Origin of the sequence: Kitasatospora sp. NBC_01287 (genome assembly GCF_026340565.1) — a bacterium.
GTDB lineage: Bacteria > Actinomycetota > Actinomycetes > Streptomycetales > Streptomycetaceae > Kitasatospora.
In genome coordinates this window covers 7,180,839-7,196,678 of record NZ_JAPEPB010000001.1, presented here as the reverse complement: position 1 = coordinate 7,196,678, position 15,840 = coordinate 7,180,839, and the positions used below count along the sequence as shown (strand labels likewise).

Sequence of the window (15,840 nt, the reverse complement as noted above, 5' to 3'; positions counted from 1 at the left end):
GGCCGCACCGGGGGCTCAGCTCGTTGACTCCAGCCAGCCCCTGTACCAGTGGTGGAAGTCCGGACCTGGGGTCAGACCACCCCAGCCCGGGTCGTCCGACCACACCTGGCCGGCGCTCCTCCCGGTGACGACGAGACGGTGGAACTCTCCGCACCCGGCTTCCGCGATGACAAGGGTTCCCCTGACCGAGTAGTCGGCGCGGCCTCCCCGAGCAGGACCGGGGTACTCCTGGGCGTACGGAAAGGGCGTGGCCAGAAAGCCGGGTCTTCGGCCTTCCTCCCGGAGTTCGTACACCGCGTCCTCCTCGGCCAGGTGGTCGGTGAGCCGGAACACTCCGTGACCGGGGCCGGCTCCTCCGTCCGCCACAGCCGTGAGAAAGCCGCGGTAGGACGCGGGCAGCCTGACTCCGTACACCCGCTCGAAGGAGCGGACCGCCTCCTCCGCCAGGGGAGGGTGGAGTCGGTAGCCGTGACCATCGGCACCGAAACGCCTGAACCCGGGATCCCGTTCTGCCATGGCCGCGACCCGCTCCCGCACCGGGACACCGTCCCAGCCGCCACTCCGGCCGTCATCGGACGGATGCTCCGCCGGGCTCACCGCCACCTGCACACCCCTTGCTCCTCGGTGCCGCGCGAGGCCCTGATGAGGACTCTTGAACGGCTCTGCCCACAGTTGCGTGAATGATCCTTGGCCTGGCAGCGCGGACCGTGATCAGCCGGATCGACCGTGCTTGTGCAGCGCGGCGCCGGAGCGGAAGCGGATTCGGCCGCACCGGTCCCTCTCATCCTCGGTTGCGTCGACCGGGCAGCAGCAATGCCGTCCCAGCCAGGCCAGATCGCTCGGGTCCAGCCAGAGCGGCACGCGCCCGCGATCCGCCTCGGCCTGGGGATTCGTCGGCTCGATCTCGGTCATGGCGAGAGGCTACCCGACCACCAGGCGGCGTCCTCGAAGATCATTCACGTGAGCGCGGGCAGCCGCCGTCCTGGCCCGGGAAGCGAACGACGAGGCCACCGACGCCGTCCGCACGCACCGTCCAAGGGGGCAGCGCAGACAAGCCGTCGTGCCCGTCAACAGTCGAAGACCGACCAGCAGATCTCGTTTCGCAACCGCTGATCGTCCAGGACGAGTTCGCGAATCTCAACCGGGAGCTGTTCGCGCTGCCAGCGGCATTCGAGCCTGCCGGCGCTCTCACCCTCCCGCCCGGGGGCCGTCGCACGCACAGCCTTGATCGCGTAGGCCGCGGCGCCGAGCTCGTGTGCGGCGACGTGCGCCACCACCGCCGCCTGGCCGGCAGCATACGCGGCGTGCCGAGCGGCTCCGCTCAGCCCTCTTGCCGCAGCCATGGCATGGCCACCCGCCGCTCGGGACCGGGACATCCCGATCTCGCCGCACGCCCATGCCCGGATCTGCTCGATCGCCTCGCGGGGCCGCAGGTCCGAGGGCTGCGCCGACTCGAAGAGGTGCAGAACGTGCTCCGCGCACGCGGCGGCCCACAAAGCCAGGAGCCGATGGTCGGAGTCCGTAAGCGTCCCCCCACGGCGGATGGTGATGAAGCGGGGGTCGCGATCTTTGGGGAGGATCATGGCGTTCCAAGGGATCGGCTGCGCGCGTAGGGCGATGACGTCCAACGTCAGGGTTTGAAGCGAGAGTTGGGCACCCTCGCGACCGCACTCTAGATGAAGACCGACGCTCTACCGAAGACGTCCCCGCATCTCGCGCCATGGCGGCCTGCCGCGGGGATCGCCCCGCGACTCACCGACGCCGAACTGGTCACGCCGCCGAGGTCGGCGATGCCTGCGGCATGGTGATCGGCCAGCCGCTGGAGGTCAACGCGATCTACCGGCTCCGCGCCGCCCAAGGGGTGATCGCCCTGCGCAAGAAGTACGGCGACGGCAGGCTGGAGGCGGCCTGCGCGAAGGCGATCACGTTCGGCGACCCGTCCTACCGCACCATCAAGGGCATCCTGGTGGCCGGCACCGAGACCGATCCGGAGACCGGCGACGTGGGGGCCGCGGCCTTCCTCCACGGAGCCCAGCAGTTGTTCGCCTCCGCCATCCCCACCCAGACGCAGGACGAACTCCGCGATGACCAGGGCCGCGACGACAGCCAGGAGGCCGTCCGATGAGTGTGATGAACACGGCTCTGCGCGAGTCCCTGAAGGCGCTTCGGCTGTCCGGGATGTTGGAGACCCTCGATGCCCGCCTGCTTCAGGCCCATGGCGGTGAACTCGGGCACCTGTTCTTCCTGCAGGTCCTCTGCCAGGACGAGATCACCCGCCGCGAGACCGTCGCCTTCCAACGGCGTCTGCAGAGAGCGGAGTTCGAGCAGCAGGTCACGCTGGAGGAGTTCGACTTCGCAGCCTCCTCGAAGCTGCCCGCGACCCAGATCCGCGACCTGGCCGCCCTGCGCTGGCTGCATGCCGGCGAGTCCGTAATTTTGTTCGGTCCGGTCGGCGTCGGCAAGACACATATCGCCCAGGCCCTGGGCCACCTGGCTGTCCGCCAGGGCGCCAACGTCCGCTTCGTCAAGACCAGCCGCATCCTGGCGGACCTGGCGGGCGGCCACGCGGACCGCACCTGGGAGAAGCGGATCCGCGAGCTGATCCGCCCCGACGTCCTCATCCTCGACGACTTCGCGATGCGCCAGCTCACCGCGGCCCAGGCCGACGACCTCTACGAGCTGGTCAGCGAGCGGCAGGGCCGGTCCCTGATCATCACCAGCAACCGGGCACCCAGCGACTGGTATCCGCTCTTCCCCAACCCCGTCGTCGCCGAGTCGCTCCTGGATCGGCTGATCAACACCAGCCACCAGGTCATCATGAACGGCCCCAGCTACCGGCCGAACAAGCGACCCAAGAACCCGGCAGACAAGACCGACAAGCCGTCGATCAAGTAGGCCCTGCCCCGGCGGATCGTGTGGCTATGCGAGTGTCGGGTTGTTGCGCCCGGGACAGGGTGCCGGCTGATCTCACGAACCCGGGGCGGGTGCGGCTGAAGCCGCACCCGCCCCCGCCAGGGTGTCAGCCCGCCGACGCAGGTTCTCAGCGATGTCGTCCCAGTCGGGACCATGCAGATAGAGGCTGTCCGCTGCCTCGCGCATGAGCACAGGCTCGTCTGGTCGCTGCAAGAGCACCAGCCGGTAGGCGAGGTTACGGACCCACACCGGGAGAAGGCCGTCAACCAGGTGCGGGCACAGTTCACGCAGCATGACGAGAATCGAGTCCGCGTCGGCGAAGGTCAGTTCCTCGACGAAGTACTGAACTTGATTGGGTGATGTCGGGCTGTTCGCCGGACAGCGTGCGGGTGGTTTCGGTAGTCCTGGTGGGGTGAGATATCCGCAGGGCGGCGGCTTGACCGACGCCGAGAGGGCCGGGCGAGAGCGGGTCCGGCTCCAGGCCGTGACTGGCTTCGAGGCCGGCGAGAAGAACCGGGAGATCGCTGCGGTGTTGCGGGTCTCGGAGCGGTCGGTGGAACGGTGGCGGCGCCAGTGGCGCGAGGAGGGCCTGGCCGGGTTGGCGTCGAAGGGATCGCCTGGCCGACCTCGACTGTCGGAGACGCAGATAGCCAGGCTGGAGCAGGAGTTGGAGCGAGGCCCGCTGGCCCATGGGTGGGCCGACCAGCGGTGGACGCTGGCCCGGGTGAAGACGATGATCGGCCGCCTGTTCCACGTCTCGTACACCGTGGAGGGCACGTGGCGGCTGCTGCGGCGGCACGGCTGGTCGTGGCAGCAGCCCGCCCGGCGCGCGATCGAGCGCGACGACGACGCGGTGGAGCTGTGGAGGCAGGAGGTCTGGCCGCGGGTAAGAGCACCGCGGCGGTGAACAACGCCTGGGTGGTCTTCGAGGACGAAGCCGGCCAGTCGATGACGCCGCCGCGCGCCAGGACCTGGGGCCGCCAGGGCGTCACCCCGGTCGTCCGCGTGCGCGGGCGGGGCTCGGGCCGTGTCTCCATGGCGGGGATGACCTGCTACAAGCCCGGTGAGCGGTCCCGGCTGATCTATGCGATCCGCGAGTACCGGGGCCGCAAGGACGAACCGAAGGGCTTCGGGTGGAAGGACTACCGCGACCTGATCGTCCGTGCCCACAGCCAGCTCGGCGGTCCGATCGTCCTGGTGTGGGACAACTTGCGCATGCACCTGGTCGCGCCGCTGCGGGAGTTCTTCGAGGCCAACGCCGCCTGGCTCACGGTGTTCCAGCTACCGACCTACGCTCCGGACCTGAACCCGCAGGAGGGCGTCTGGTCGCTGGTCAAGCGGGGCATCGGTAACCTCGCCGCCGCTGACCTCGGCCAGATCACCCGCGCGGTGAAGCGCAAGCTCAAGATGCTGCAGTACCGGCCGGAGGTGATCGACGGCTGCCTGACGGCCACGGGTCTGATGCTGGAGAGCTGATGTGCTTCAGTCCTCCCAGTTCGCGTAGTCGCCCATCGCGACGTCGTCACACAGGGTCTCCCAGAACCCGTTGTGTGCCAGCGCGGTGGCGTCGAGGGTGGCGAGGAGCTCGCGAAGGTCGTCCGCTGCCTGGTCGAACCGGTCCTCCTCGTGTTCTTCGTAGAAGGGGAAGCGGGCGATAGTGGCTGCCACGCACCGGTGGAAGGCCCCGAGGTCCCGGTTCACGTGGTTGACGACCGAAGCCTCGGTGCTGGGGATGTGCACGATGAGGCGCGAAGCCACATTGATGCCGATCAGCCCGAACAGACTGCAGGACCCGAAGACGACTACCCCGCACTCGCCGAACCCGTCCAGAACTGCCGCCTCGGCCAGCGGTCGGTACTCGTAGCCGATCAGTCCCGCCGGCACGCCGGTCTGCCGCAGATCGGCGGCGATCTCTGTGGGCACCCGCGGCGAGCAGCCGATCCGGACCACGGCGTACTGGGGCAACGGCAACGGCGGCAGGTCTCGAATCACGCGGACATCATCCTCGTACTCCCGCGTCGTGGGGAAGCCGCAAGTCGGGCCCCCATCACCGAGCAGCAGACCCCGACATCACGGATTCAAGTTCAGTACTGCGGTACTCCACGACCGAGCCCCTGAGGATCTCCCGGATCTCCGGGCGCCACCGAGTCACTACCTGCGGCGTGGAGGTCCTCCTGCGGCAGGCCGAACATCTGGCGGCAGGGCCGCAGTCCGCTGATCGAGACGGGGACCTGCTGGTGCGCCTGCCAGCGGGCACGCGTCAGCCTCAGCCGCCTCATCGTCGTGGGCCGGCCGCGGACCGCGTGCCGGTCGATGCCGTCGAGTTCGTAGCCGTGCTTCTGGGACACGGCGAACGAGGTGGCGTTGTCCTCGAAGGCGCCCGACGTCGCCTCCAGGGCTTCGAGCCCTTCGAAGGCCAGGTGCAGTACGGCGGCGCGCATCTCGGTGCCGATGCCTCGCCGTTGGTACCGCGATCCGAGCCAGGAGCCGGTGCTGACCTGCCGCAGGACGGCGAAGTCCCGGGCGAAGACGGACTGCAGCCCGACGACCCTGCCGCTCTCGAAGACGGCGAGGGTCAGCGCCCAGTTGTCCGGCGACCAGTTCCCCCGGCGCAACCAGTGGTGCTGGACCACCGAGCGGGCCCGTTCCGCCGGCGGCAGGTCGGTCCACGGCACCAGGAAGGGCATCCGGTCCGGTTCGTGGATGCCCTCCGCCGCCAGGTCGGCCAGCTCGGCCAGCTCGTTGTCGCCGGGCAGGCGCAGTTCCAGGCGGGGGGTGCTCAGGCGCAGGCCCAGCAGGGGCCAGTGGTCGATCAGCATGAGCCATTGTTGATCACGACAGCAGCTCCGGTCGCCTGATTTCCAGCCTCGGGGCAGGCCGGGAGACTCGGGTCGCCTTCCCCCTGCGGCGGCTGCTCCACCGGCTATCCGGCCGGGTGCCATTCGTGCTCCAGGATGCTGTGGACCTCGGAGTCCCGCCAGCCGTCCCGGAGCAGCATCGTGTGGCGCAGCCGTCCCTCGTAGGTCAGGCCGAGCTTGGCCATGACCCGGGCCGAGCCGTGGTTGCGCGGGTCGCAGGTGGCATGGATCCGGTGGAGGCCCAGCTCCTCGAAGCCGTGTGCGAGCAGTTCCCGACCGATGGCCGTGCCGATGCCCTGCCCCCACACCCGCGGGTGCACGAGGTAGGAGATCTCGCCCTCGCGGCGGCCGCGGTTGCGGATGTGCAGTTCGCCCATGCCGACGGCCTCCCCTCGCAGCCGGGCCAGGTAGGGGTAGCGCCGCTGCGGGGTGTATGCCCAGGACTCGACCGCGGCGGTCACGAACTGCCGGGTCTGCTCCTCGGTGTTCGGCCCCCAGGGCTGGTAGCGGCACACTTCCGGCAGGCTCGCCCAGCCGTGGACGGCGGGCCAGTCGCTCTCCTCGATCCGGTGCAGGACCAGCAGTTGCTCACGCATGTGGTGATCCTGCCGTCCCGACGGGGTTCCTCCAAGACCATCCGGGTGGGCCGGGGCGTCACCAGCGCAGCAGCAGCCGTTCCGGGCCGTGGAAGACCAGGTCCGCCGCGTACCGCACCGGTCGCTCCAGCAGCTCGGCGGTGCTCAGCGGGCCCAGCAGGGCGGCCAGCGCCAGCTCCGTCTCCGCGCGGGCCAGCACCGCGCCCAGGCAGTAGTGGATGCCCAGGCCGAAGGCGAGTTGCCGACCGGTGGTCCGTCGGTGCGGGTCCACCGCGTCCGGCCGCTCGAAGTGGGCCGGATCGCGGTTGGCAGCGCCCAGCAGCAGGGTGACCCTGGCCCCGCGCGGGACCGGGTGGGCGCCGAGCCGTTCATCCTGCTGGACCCAGCGGGTGACGGCCTGGACCGGCGGGTCGTAGCGGGCGAACTCCTCGACGGCGGCGGGGAGCAGCGCGGGTTCGGCGCGCAACAGGGCCACCAGCTCCGGGCGGTCGAGCAGGGCCAGCACCGACTTGGTGATCAGGTGGGTGGTGGTCTCGTGCCCGGCGGTCAGCAGGTGCACGCAGGTCGCGACGACCTCCGCCGACGTCAACTCCCCGGCCGCGAGCAGCAGGTCGATCAGGTCGCCGCCCCCGCTGCCGCCCCCGCTGCCGCGCGCCCGCCGCCCGGCCAGTTGCTCGTGGAAGTAGCCGGTCAGCTCCCTGGCCGCCGCGTCGGCCAGGGCCGGTGCCTCGGGCGTGCGCCCCGCCCGTGAGCTGCTCCCCTGCTGCAGGCGCAGCGAGCACTCGCGCAGCCAGCGGCCGTCCCGGCGGGGCAGGCCGAGCAGTTCGGAGATCACCAGCACCGGGTAGGGCGCGGCGAAGTCCGCCACCAGGTCGATGGTGTGCTGCCCCGCCAGCAGCTCGGCCACGATCGCGGCCATCCGCGCCCGCAGCCCGGCCACCACCCGGGGGGTGAACTCGCGGCTGAGCACGGCCCGCAGGCGGGTGTGGCGGGGCGGGTCGAGGAAGACCAGCCAGTCCTCCACCAGGGCGCGCACCGCCGTGTCCGCCACCGCCGCGTGGGTCACCCCGGCCCCGACGGCCGCCGCCGGGGCACGCCGGCCCAGCCGTGGGCTGGCCAGTGCCTGGGCCACCTCCTGGTAGCCGAAGACGAAGTAGCCGCCCGCGCCCTCCTGCACCGCACCCGCCGCGCGGTAGCGCCGGTAGACGGGGTAGGGGTCGGCGATCTGCTCGGCAGGCCAGTCGGCCAGGGTGAACGGGGGCGGCGGTATCCGATCCGCCGTCACAACGCCCCCCGCACAGCGGCAGCTCCGGCGTCGGCAGCTCCGGTTTCGGCAGCTCCGGCGTCGGCAGCTCCGGCGTGCTCGGTCACCTGGGCTGCATCGGTCACCCGAGCGGCGTCCGTGGTGCCCGGGATCGCGTCCGCTCCCCCGTACGGCCCCGTGGCTCGCCCGGCGCCACGCACCGTGTCGGCCAGGGCGCCCGGGTCGGCCGGCAGCTCGTCGTCCCGCCAGGCGACGTGGCCGTCGGGGCGGACCAGCACGAAGCGGCGGCGGTAGAGGTCGGCCACCTCCTTGTCCCCGCAACTGGTGACCGAGAGCGGCACCCGCCGGTCCGCGAAGGCCCGGATCAGACCGTCGAGCAGGCCCCGCGCACCGGACGCGCCAGAGGCACCGGACGGGTCGGACGGGTCGGACGGGTCGGACGGGTCGGACGCGCCGGACCCTGCGCGTGTGAAGTCGAGCAGCCGGAAACCGTCGCCGAACAGGTCGAGGGTCGAACGCCCGGGCGCCAGCCAGGCGTGCGGCGCCCGCGCACCGGGGCGGCTGTTGGGACGATCCTCGGGCTCGTCCGGATCGGCCGGCACCCGGTCCGGCAGCACGATCGCCGAGCGGTAGCGGTAGCCCATGTGGATCATCGGCGCGTCGAACTCGCGCCGCACCCCGCCCTCCTCCAGCCGCTGCCCGAATTGGGCGCGGGCCAGCTCACCGGCCGGGCCGTCCTGGTGCAGCTCGGCGGGCAGCTCACGGCCCATGGTGCGGACCAGGTTGCGGTTGGCCTCCTCGACGGCCTCCAATGCGACCGGGCGACGCTCCGTGCGGTAGCTGTCCAGCAGGCCGGGACCCGCCCAGCCGGCCAGCTCGGCCGCCAACTTCCAGCCCAGGTTGGCGACTGCCGCGATCCCGGCGTTGAGGCCGAAGCCGCCGGACGGCGAGAGGGTGTGCGCGCTGTCGCCGAGCAGCAGCACCCGGCCGTGCCGGAACTCCTCGGCCACCCGGTGGGTGAGGTGCCACTCGTGATCGGAGAGCACCTCGACCGGGGTCGGCACGGCGATCGCGCGCCGCAGCAGCTCGATCGCCGGTGCGGTGGCCTCGGGACCGCCGTCGACCCGGACCGAGAGCCGGAAGAGCGCGTCACCGTCCATCGCGCGCATCGGGAAGCGCAGCGTGTCGGAGAGCAGCAGGAAGTAGAAGAGCGCTGCCCGGTCGCCGAGTTGGGCACGCAGGCCGGGGGCCCGGAAGAGGATGTTGCGGAAGACCTGGGTGGGGTGCCGGGCGGGTGCCGCGATCGCGCAGGCCTTGCGGATCGGCGAGGCGGCCCCGTCGCAGGCCACCAGGTAGCGGGACCGGAGCGTGCGGGGCCGCTCCCGCGTGGCGCCGTCGCCGAGGTCGGTGAGGGAGGCCGTGACGCCGTCCTCGTCCTGGTCGAATCCGCTCAACCGGCAGCGCAGCCGCAGCGGCCCCTCGGGGTGATGGCCGACCGCCTCGGCGAGCAGCGGGCCGAGCCAGTGCTGGGGGCAGATCGCGTCCGGCTCGGGGGTGTGTTGGAACGGCGGCCGGGTCAGCGTGCTGCCGATCCGCAGCCGGTAGACCTCGTGGCCGCCGACCCGGGTGACCCAGGCGCTGTCCAGGGTGTGGTCGGCGGGCCAGCCGGCGGCGCGGATCCGGTCGGCCAGCCCCCAGCGCCGGTAGTGCTCCATCGAGCGCGGGCCGATGTTGCTGACCTTGGGGTGCGCGACCGAGCCGTCGCCCGCCTCCACCACCACGCAGTCCACGCCGCGCGAACGCAGCTCCAGCGCCAGGGTCAGGCCGATCGGGCCACCGCCCACGATCAGGACCTCGGTGTCGTGCTGAGGGGTCATCGGACTCCTTTCTCGGGTCGTGCTCTGCACTCGGGTCGTGCGCTGTTCCGGGGTCGTGCGCTGTACGCGGGCCGTGCGTTGCCCGCGGGTCGTGCTGACGGTTCACACCGGCGGCACGCGCCCTCAGGTCGGGCCCGTCGTCCGCAGCCGGGCGATCAGGTGGTCGAGGGTGCCCGGCACCTGGGCGGGGACGAGCGGGCAGGCGCGGGCCGCCGCCGCCAGCCGGTGCAGGCGTCGGCCCAGCTCGCGCCGGGTGGCGGCGGGCGGCCCGGGTATCGGCCGCGGCTCGCCGGCGAGCTCGAACGGCGGCCCGGCAGTGCGACCCGGCACCCCGGCGGGCAGGTTCACCAGGAGTTCGGCGAGCGGGCGCAGCGCCCCGTTCATCAGCTCGATCGACGCGTTCATCAGCTCGGAGCGGCGCAGGCTGGCCGCGGGGTGCTCGGCGAAGTGCTGGACCATCAGCTGGGCCATCAGCGCATAGGCATCGTTACCGAGCAGGGCCACCTGACGGGCCGTCGGCTCGGTGATCAGCTGCTGGGCGGCGCTCCCGGGGCGCAGGGTCGGGTTGCGCAGCACGGGGTGGGCGAGCTCGGGCACCAGCTCGCCCCCCTTGCCGGGCCCGACCGGTTCGAGGGTCGCGAGCAGCTCGGCGATCCGCCGGAAGGAGTCGTGGTGCGACTCCTCCCCCGGCGGCCGCCCCGGCTCCAGCACGCCGCCCTCACCCTGTTCGGTGACGAAGTCGACGGCGAAGAGCGCGCTGCGCAGGTCGTCGACCTGGAGCTGGTAGTCGGGGTGGCGGGAGTTGACCGAGCGGCGTAGGAAGACGTGGTGCTCGCCGCCGGAGGGCCGTCCGGTGAAGAGGTCGGGCAGTCGCGGCAGCGCCTGGCGGATCGCGGCATAGAGCTCGCTGATCGAGTGGTAGGCGGGGCCGGCGGCAGCGGGGGGTCCACCGTGGCCGGGCAGGCAGCCGTGGCCGGGCAGGCCGCCGTAGCGGGGCTCGGTCAGCAGGCGGTCGGGCTGCTCCAGGGCGATGAAGCGCTGCACGCCGGCGGGCCCGAGGGCTTCGAGGCAGAAGTCGAGCGGGATCGGCAGCCGGTGGTTGAGGGTGCCGAAATCGACGGCGGGGAAGTGGAACGGCTCGCCGAGCGCCATCAGCAGGTTGTTGACCACCAGGAAGTGGGTCATCTCCTCGCGGGCGACGCGCAGCAGCGTGCTGCGGATCGAGTCCTCCAGCGTCTCGCCGCCGTCGCCGCAGACCAGCCGCAGCCGCTGCTCGCTCCAGGCGCCGCACCGTTGGTAGGCCAGGCCGGCGCCGTGGGTGGGCAGTGAGTAGACCGCGTACAGGTACTGGAGGGTGACGGCCAGTTCGATGGTGACGGCGTCGCGCAGCGCGGCGACCAGCTCGGCGCGGGTGGTGATCGCGCCGGCAGCGGGGCGCCGGGGGGCTGGAACGGTGGTGAGCACGTGGCGCGGGGTGCCGCTGGCGCGCAGGTAGCCGAGCAGCAGCCAGGCCTTGGGCGCGGAGAGGTCCCTGGTGGGCGGCATGTAGTAGGTCCGGCCCTTGTTGCGCGGGTCGGACATCTGCCAGCAGAGCCGGGCATAGGTCTCCACCCGGTGCGGGTCGGCCAGGCTGAAGACCTCCTGCTTCATGAAGGTGGAGGTCAGCTCGTAGTAGGCGAAGACCTCGCGGTGCAGCAGTTCGAAGGTGATCCGCTCGGCCGGCAGGTCGGCCAGCCGCCAGTCGTCGGGCAGCACCCGCAGCGCGAGGTGGCCGGTGCCGGACCAGTGGCGCAGCGCGTCCTGGTCGTCGTAGGCCGCCGGCTCCGGCTCGCCGGGGGCCGCGAGCAGCAGCCGCCCGCAGCCGGCCCGCGCGCCGCGCAGGGTGAACCGGCCCAGACCCTCGGGCCCGGTGTCCAGCGTGCAGGCCGCGGACCAGACGCCCGTTCCGGGCCGCAGCCGCACCAGCGGTCGACCGTCCGGCTCGGCCTGCGGCCTGGCGCGCGGATTGACGTACTGCCGGATCCGGATGCCGCGCACCGGCGCCGGCCGGCCGCGCACCAGCGACCGGACGGTGACCGTCACATCCTGTTCGGCGTCCTCAGGGCCATTGGGGTGCTCCACGATCAGCGCGGCCTCGTCGCTCTGGACGTTGACCTCCTTCTCGCGCCGCAGCACCACCGGCTCGCCGCCCGGTGCCGCCCGGACCAGCAGCAGGGCCCGCTCGGCCGGCTCCGGCCCCGGTAGCCGCGGCACGGTGACCAGACCGCCGCCCACCCCGGCCGGCAGGATGGCGAGGGGGCGGTCGTCGCCCTCGGTCCGCAGCTGCCACTGCCCCGGGCCGAGCCGGCCGGCGATCAGATTGACCTGCACCAGCCGCTCGGTGACCGCCACCGTGAGCTGGCCGGGCGCCGCCGGCGCCGAGTCGGGCGCCGGCCCCTGCCGCTGCCCCGACCCCGGTGGCGGCGGCAGTGGCGTCGTGAGCAACCGACCGGCCGGGTAGCTCCGCAGCTCGCCACGGCGCCAGGGCGCGATGGTGCCGGCCAGCGACCAGCCGACCGGTCGGCCGGTCGGCAGTGGCCGGGGCAGCGCGGTGAGCGCGAACTGCACCACCAGGCCGGCCACGCCCGGTGCCTCGGCGGCGGCCCGCAGCTCCGCCACCAGCGGCGAGCCGTCGGACCAGGCGAGCGCCTCGGTCGGCACCGCGAACTGGTGCACGGTGCGCAGCGGCAGCCGCGGGTGGGCGGCGGGCCCCGGAGCGAAGTCGTGCCAGCGCGGCGGCTGGAAGCCGTCGACCTCACCACCGCACAGGTACCCGGCGTCGAGCGAGCGGCCGAGTCGACCGAAGCCGAACTGACCGACCATCAGCGTGGTGGTCCAGGAGGAGGCCGGGTCGACGTCGAAGACCCGGGCCCGGTTGGCCGTGGTGGCGAAGTACTCGTTGTAGTGGCCCCAGAGGTCCACGCTGCGGCCGAGCAGCGGGTCGCCGGCCACCGGCTCGCCCGCCACCCGCTCGGCGCCGACCACTTCGGCGGTGACCGTGAAGTGGCCGTTGGCCGCCAGGTGCGCGCCCGGCGCGTCGAGCCGGCCCAGCTCGGCCAGCTCGCGGTGGTACTCCTCGGCCGGGCGGTCCACCGGGAACGGGCGCCACCCATGGGTGAGCGCGGTGTTGCTCGCCAGGTCGACCAGGCCGCTGCGGGCGCCGGTGGGCAGCTGGGTGGTGGCCGTGCCGGCGAAGTGCAGGCGCGGCAGGTCGAAGACGCTCATCCCGGGCTCCCTTCCCCGCCGCTCAGGCCGGTTCCTCGACCGCGTCGGCCGCCAGGGCGCTGTCGGCGGGCGACCCGCCGTGCTGGTGGCCGTCGATCAATCGGACCGCCTGCTGCGCCGACTCGACCGCTCCCTCGACCCAGGCGGGGTGCGCGGAGCAGTGCTCCCCGGCGAAGAAGAGCCGGCCCTGCGGCCGGGCCATCGCCTGCCGCTCCTCCTCGCAGGAGGCCGCGTCCTTGCCCCAGCGGACCGCCGCGGCGCCCTGGGCCGAGGGCTCGGTGCCCCAGACCTGGTCGGCCACGCCCAGCACCATGCCGGGGCGGCGCAGCTCAGGATGGACGACGGCCGCCTCCGCCAGCACCGCGGCGATCCGCGGCCCGCGGCCCAGCCCGCAGAGCCGGTCGGCGTCCTGGCCGATGGTGTAGCTGGCCAGCAGGGCGGCGCCGAGCTTCGGGTCGCCCTCCACCGGGGGGTAGTAGGTCTGCCGGATAAGCCCGCCGGTGAAGGAGGCGCCGCCCGTGATGCCGTCCCGCTCCCAGAAGGCCTCGCGGCAGTGGAAGGCCACCTTGGTCGCCGCCCAATAGCGCTGGTCGTGGATCGCGGCCAGCTTCTCCTCGTCCAGGCCGGCCAGGTCCAGGCCGCGCAGCACCGAGAACGGTATGGTGCAGAGCACGTAGTCGCAGGAGCGGGTGACGGTGCCGAAGCCCTGGCGGATCCGCAGCTCGACGCCGCGCCCGTCCACCGCGAGTCCGGTCACCTCCTGCCCGCAGCGCACCGGCCCGCGGATCCGCTCGCGCAGCCGGTGGGTCAGCTGGTCCAGGCCGCCGCTCAGCCGCATCAGGGTGGATCCGGTCTCGTTGACGATGTCGTCCACGAAGCGGAACAGCCGCCCGCGGCAGCCGGCCCGGATCTGCGGGTGGTCGGCGAAGAGCGCGCGGAGGTCGATCAGTTCGCCGCCGGCGCCGGGCGAGCGGACGTAGTCGGCCAGCTCGATCCCGGCGACCAGGTCCAGCAGCTCCTGGTCCAGGCCCTGCCGGATGCTGTCCCGGAAGTCGCTGGGCGCCAGCGCGTTGACCCGCACCGCCATCCAGGCGCCGAACAGCAGCGCCTCGGGGCTGTACTCCTCGGCCTCGCCGCCGGACAGCCGCCCGCGCAGCTCGGCGACCAGCGTCTCGGAGGCCTCCCGGATCCGGCGGTGGCCCTGCCCGGTCCGCACATAGGCCGCGTCGTCCTGGAAGAGGGTGGTGAACTCGCGCAGCTGGTCGGCGAGACCGAGCTTGCGCAGGTAGCGCATGGTGCGATGGTGGGTGGCCGGGAGGCGCATCGCGCCGAGCTCGACCAGCGGCCCGGCACGGCCGGGCAGGAAGCGGTGGGTGCGGATCCGGCCACCCACCCGGAGGTGGCCCTCCAGCACCTCGACGCTGTGGCCGAGCCGCTCCAGTTCGTACGCGGCCACCAGGCCGGCCACTCCGGCGCCGAGCACGGTGACCCGCTTCCTCGGCTGCCACGGACCCGGCTGCCGGGCCGGGCCGGCCGCGGTATCAGGCGACATGATCTTCCCCCTCCACGAGCCTCCTCGATCGGACGGCCCCAGTGTGTAGAGCGTCGAGCCGCCGCCACATCCCCGAAGTGGACGGTGGGTTGACGGGTTCTACGGCCCGTTCCGCCGGCCGATTGGGCCATCAGGGGACGTCACCCCGCACGATCGAACGGTATTTGGCCGCCCGTACCCGAACCACCTCGTCCGGGCGGCCATGCTGGTGCTCCTGACATCCGTTCGAGTCCGCTCGTAGAGGGGAGTCCGCGATGGAACGCACAGCGGTGGAACGCCCGGCCGTGGTCGACCAGATGGCGGCCGGGCAGCTGGCGGCCGACGAGGTGGCGGCCGGGCAGCTGGCGGCCGGGCAGGCCTTGGTGGACGAGGTGGCGGCCGACGAGGTGGCGGCCGGCCCCGCGGGCACCGCGCCGGCCGGCGCGCCGGGCTCGATGCCCGCGCCGCTGGAGCGCGCGGTCTACGGCCTCTTCGTCACCAGCGCGCTGGAGTTGGCGATCCGGCACGGCGTGACGGCCCGACTGGCCGAGCACGGAGCGGCGAGCGGACCGGAGCTGGCCGCCGCACTCGACCTGGACGGGGAGACCCTGGGCCGGCTGCTCACCGTGCTGCGCGCCTTCGGCGTGCTGACCGCCGACCCGCACGGCCGCTACGCGGTGCCCGACGCCGCGCTGCCCTACCTGGATCCGCGCGAGCCCCGCTATCTGGGCGGCTTCGTGCGCCACCTGATGGAGAGCACCACCGAGCGCCTGCCCCGGCTGGACGACCGCCTCAGCCGCACCAGGCCCGGGGCGGAGGCGGCGGCGCCCGAGCCGCTGGACGAACCGTTCGCCGAGCTCTACCGGGACGCGGCGGCCACCGCCCGCTTCCTGGACGCGATGTGGCAGCTGAGCTTCGACGTCTCGGTCGAGCTGGTCGAGCTGGCCGGGCTGGCCGGCGCGCGCGAGCTGGTCGACGTGGGCGGCGCCGGTGGCCCGTTCGCGGTCGCGGCGCTGCTGCGCCACCCGGCGCTGCGGGCCACCGTCTTCGACCTGCCACAGGTCGGGGCCAAGCTCGCCGAGGCCCGCGCCACCCACCGGCTGGGCGATCGACTGGCCTTCGCCCCCGGGGACTTCCACCGCGAGGAGCTGCCGCCCGGCGACTGCCTGGCCTTCGGCTACATCCTCTCGGACTGGACCGACGAGACCTGCCTGGCACTGCTGCGCAAGGCCTACCGGGCCTGTGCGCCCGGCGGGGCGGTGCTGGTGATGGAGCGCCTCTTCGACGAGGACGGCTACCTGCCGCCCGCCACCGCCGCGATGAACCTGGCCATGCACGTGGAGACCCAGGGCCGGCACCGCACCGCCGCCGAGTACCTCGGCCTGCTGCGGGCGGCCGGGTTCACCGGCTGCGAGCTGCGTCGCTCCGGCCGGGAGAAGCACCTGCTGCTCGGCCGTCGTCCGCAGGAGCGGCCGGCCGAAGGCGGTGCGCCATGAGCTGCCCGAGCGGCGCGGGAGCGGTGCTGCCCGGACGGGGC

At 72.9% G+C, this 15,840-nt stretch carries 15 protein-coding genes and 1 pseudogene; 6 read left to right on the top strand and 10 right to left on the bottom strand.

All coding sequences use genetic code 11. From position 1 onward, the window contains the following. Nucleotides 1–15: 15 nt before the first annotated feature. From OG455_RS31585 to OG455_RS31575, 3 genes are all read right to left on the bottom strand, one after another. Entirely contained in the window at nucleotides 16–609 is a 594-nt protein-coding gene (locus OG455_RS31585) for an SMI1/KNR4 family protein (RefSeq protein ID WP_266299588.1), read from the bottom strand. Between the two features lie 102 nt (nucleotides 610–711). After that, a complete protein-coding gene (locus tag OG455_RS31580) occupies nucleotides 712–912 on the bottom strand; it encodes a hypothetical protein (RefSeq protein WP_266299586.1) in 201 nt (66 codons plus the stop codon). A 155-nt stretch (nucleotides 913–1,067) separates the two neighbouring features. Then, nucleotides 1,068–1,583 carry a putative immunity protein gene (locus tag OG455_RS31575; RefSeq protein WP_323185654.1) on the bottom strand — a complete coding sequence of 172 codons (516 nt, stop codon included), beginning with the start codon at nucleotides 1,581–1,583 and terminating at the stop codon, nucleotides 1,068–1,070. Nucleotides 1,584–1,843: 260 nt separating this feature from the next. Between OG455_RS31575 and OG455_RS31570 the strand changes: the two are divergent. The 5 genes and pseudogenes from OG455_RS31570 to OG455_RS31550 form a co-directional block, all read left to right on the top strand. Next, nucleotides 1,844–2,125: pseudogene (locus OG455_RS31570) on the top strand (IS21 family transposase); the annotation flags it as partial. Beyond that, the gene (istB, locus tag OG455_RS31565; RefSeq protein ID WP_266299582.1) at nucleotides 2,122–2,895 is read left to right on the top strand and encodes an IS21-like element helper ATPase IstB; all 774 of its coding nucleotides are present in this window, start codon (nucleotides 2,122–2,124) and stop codon (nucleotides 2,893–2,895) included. The pseudogene OG455_RS31570 and the gene istB, both read left to right, overlap by 4 nt. Before the next feature lie 171 nt (nucleotides 2,896–3,066). Beyond that, on the top strand, nucleotides 3,067–3,273 hold the full coding sequence (locus tag OG455_RS31560; RefSeq protein ID WP_266299580.1) for a hypothetical protein: 207 nt from the start codon (nucleotides 3,067–3,069) through the stop codon (nucleotides 3,271–3,273). 52 nt (nucleotides 3,274–3,325) lie between these two features. Further along, the gene (locus OG455_RS31555; RefSeq protein WP_266299578.1) at nucleotides 3,326–3,820 is read left to right on the top strand and encodes a winged helix-turn-helix domain-containing protein; all 495 of its coding nucleotides are present in this window, start codon (nucleotides 3,326–3,328) and stop codon (nucleotides 3,818–3,820) included. Beyond that, nucleotides 3,817–4,389: a transposase gene (locus OG455_RS31550; protein ID WP_266299576.1), complete on the top strand. Its 573-nt coding sequence runs from the start codon at nucleotides 3,817–3,819 to the stop codon at nucleotides 4,387–4,389. Before OG455_RS31555 ends, OG455_RS31550 begins: the two co-directional genes overlap by 4 nt. A 6-nt stretch (nucleotides 4,390–4,395) precedes the next feature. On the opposite strand, the gene OG455_RS31545 is transcribed toward OG455_RS31550, so the two are convergent. The 7 genes from OG455_RS31545 to OG455_RS31515 form a co-directional block, all read right to left on the bottom strand. Then, on the bottom strand, nucleotides 4,396–4,905 hold the full coding sequence (locus OG455_RS31545) for an SUKH-4 family immunity protein (RefSeq protein WP_266299574.1): 510 nt from the start codon (nucleotides 4,903–4,905) through the stop codon (nucleotides 4,396–4,398). A 92-nt stretch (nucleotides 4,906–4,997) separates the two neighbouring features. Next, entirely contained in the window at nucleotides 4,998–5,732 is a 735-nt protein-coding gene (locus OG455_RS31540) for a GNAT family N-acetyltransferase (protein ID WP_266299572.1), read from the bottom strand. A gap of 104 nt (nucleotides 5,733–5,836) precedes the next feature. Next, nucleotides 5,837–6,367, bottom strand: coding sequence for a GNAT family N-acetyltransferase (locus tag OG455_RS31535; RefSeq protein ID WP_266299570.1), 531 nt, complete (start codon nucleotides 6,365–6,367; stop codon nucleotides 5,837–5,839). 58 nt (nucleotides 6,368–6,425) lie between these two features. After that, entirely contained in the window at nucleotides 6,426–7,652 is a 1,227-nt protein-coding gene (locus tag OG455_RS31530; RefSeq protein WP_266299568.1) for a cytochrome P450, read from the bottom strand. Continuing rightward, entirely contained in the window at nucleotides 7,649–9,508 is a 1,860-nt protein-coding gene (locus OG455_RS31525) for an FAD-dependent monooxygenase (RefSeq protein ID WP_323185602.1), read from the bottom strand. Before OG455_RS31525 ends, OG455_RS31530 begins: the two co-directional genes overlap by 4 nt. A 123-nt stretch (nucleotides 9,509–9,631) precedes the next feature. Beyond that, nucleotides 9,632–12,772, bottom strand: coding sequence for a ferritin-like domain-containing protein (locus OG455_RS31520; RefSeq protein ID WP_266299566.1), 3,141 nt, complete (start codon nucleotides 12,770–12,772; stop codon nucleotides 9,632–9,634). Between the two features lie 22 nt (nucleotides 12,773–12,794). Then, entirely contained in the window at nucleotides 12,795–14,324 is a 1,530-nt protein-coding gene (locus tag OG455_RS31515) for an NAD(P)/FAD-dependent oxidoreductase (protein ID WP_266299564.1), read from the bottom strand. 254 nt (nucleotides 14,325–14,578) lie between these two features. Here OG455_RS31515 and OG455_RS31510 point away from each other — a divergent pair, with 254 nt between their 5' ends. Continuing rightward, nucleotides 14,579–15,799, top strand: coding sequence for a methyltransferase (locus OG455_RS31510; RefSeq protein WP_266299562.1), 1,221 nt, complete (start codon nucleotides 14,579–14,581; stop codon nucleotides 15,797–15,799). Nucleotides 15,800–15,840: the final 41 nt, after the last annotated feature.

Coding starts and splice junctions, on each gene's coding strand:
- OG455_RS31580 (WP_266299586.1), bottom strand. CDS start 912: ATGACCGAGATCGAGCCGACGAATCCCCAGGCCGAGGCGGATCGCGGG.
- OG455_RS31575 (WP_323185654.1), bottom strand. CDS start 1,583: ATGATCCTCCCCAAAGATCGCGACCCCCGCTTCATCACCATCCGCCGT.
- istB (WP_266299582.1), top strand. CDS start 2,122: ATGAGTGTGATGAACACGGCTCTGCGCGAGTCCCTGAAGGCGCTTCGG.
- OG455_RS31560 (WP_266299580.1), top strand. CDS start 3,067: ATGCAGATAGAGGCTGTCCGCTGCCTCGCGCATGAGCACAGGCTCGTC.
- OG455_RS31540 (WP_266299572.1), bottom strand. CDS start 5,732: ATGCTGATCGACCACTGGCCCCTGCTGGGCCTGCGCCTGAGCACCCCC.
- OG455_RS31535 (WP_266299570.1), bottom strand. CDS start 6,367: ATGCGTGAGCAACTGCTGGTCCTGCACCGGATCGAGGAGAGCGACTGG.
- OG455_RS31525 (WP_323185602.1), bottom strand. CDS start 9,508: ATGACCCCTCAGCACGACACCGAGGTCCTGATCGTGGGCGGTGGCCCG.
- OG455_RS31520 (WP_266299566.1), bottom strand. CDS start 12,772: ATGAGCGTCTTCGACCTGCCGCGCCTGCACTTCGCCGGCACGGCCACC.
- OG455_RS31515 (WP_266299564.1), bottom strand. CDS start 14,324: ATGTCGCCTGATACCGCGGCCGGCCCGGCCCGGCAGCCGGGTCCGTGG.
- OG455_RS31510 (WP_266299562.1), top strand. CDS start 14,579: ATGGAACGCACAGCGGTGGAACGCCCGGCCGTGGTCGACCAGATGGCG.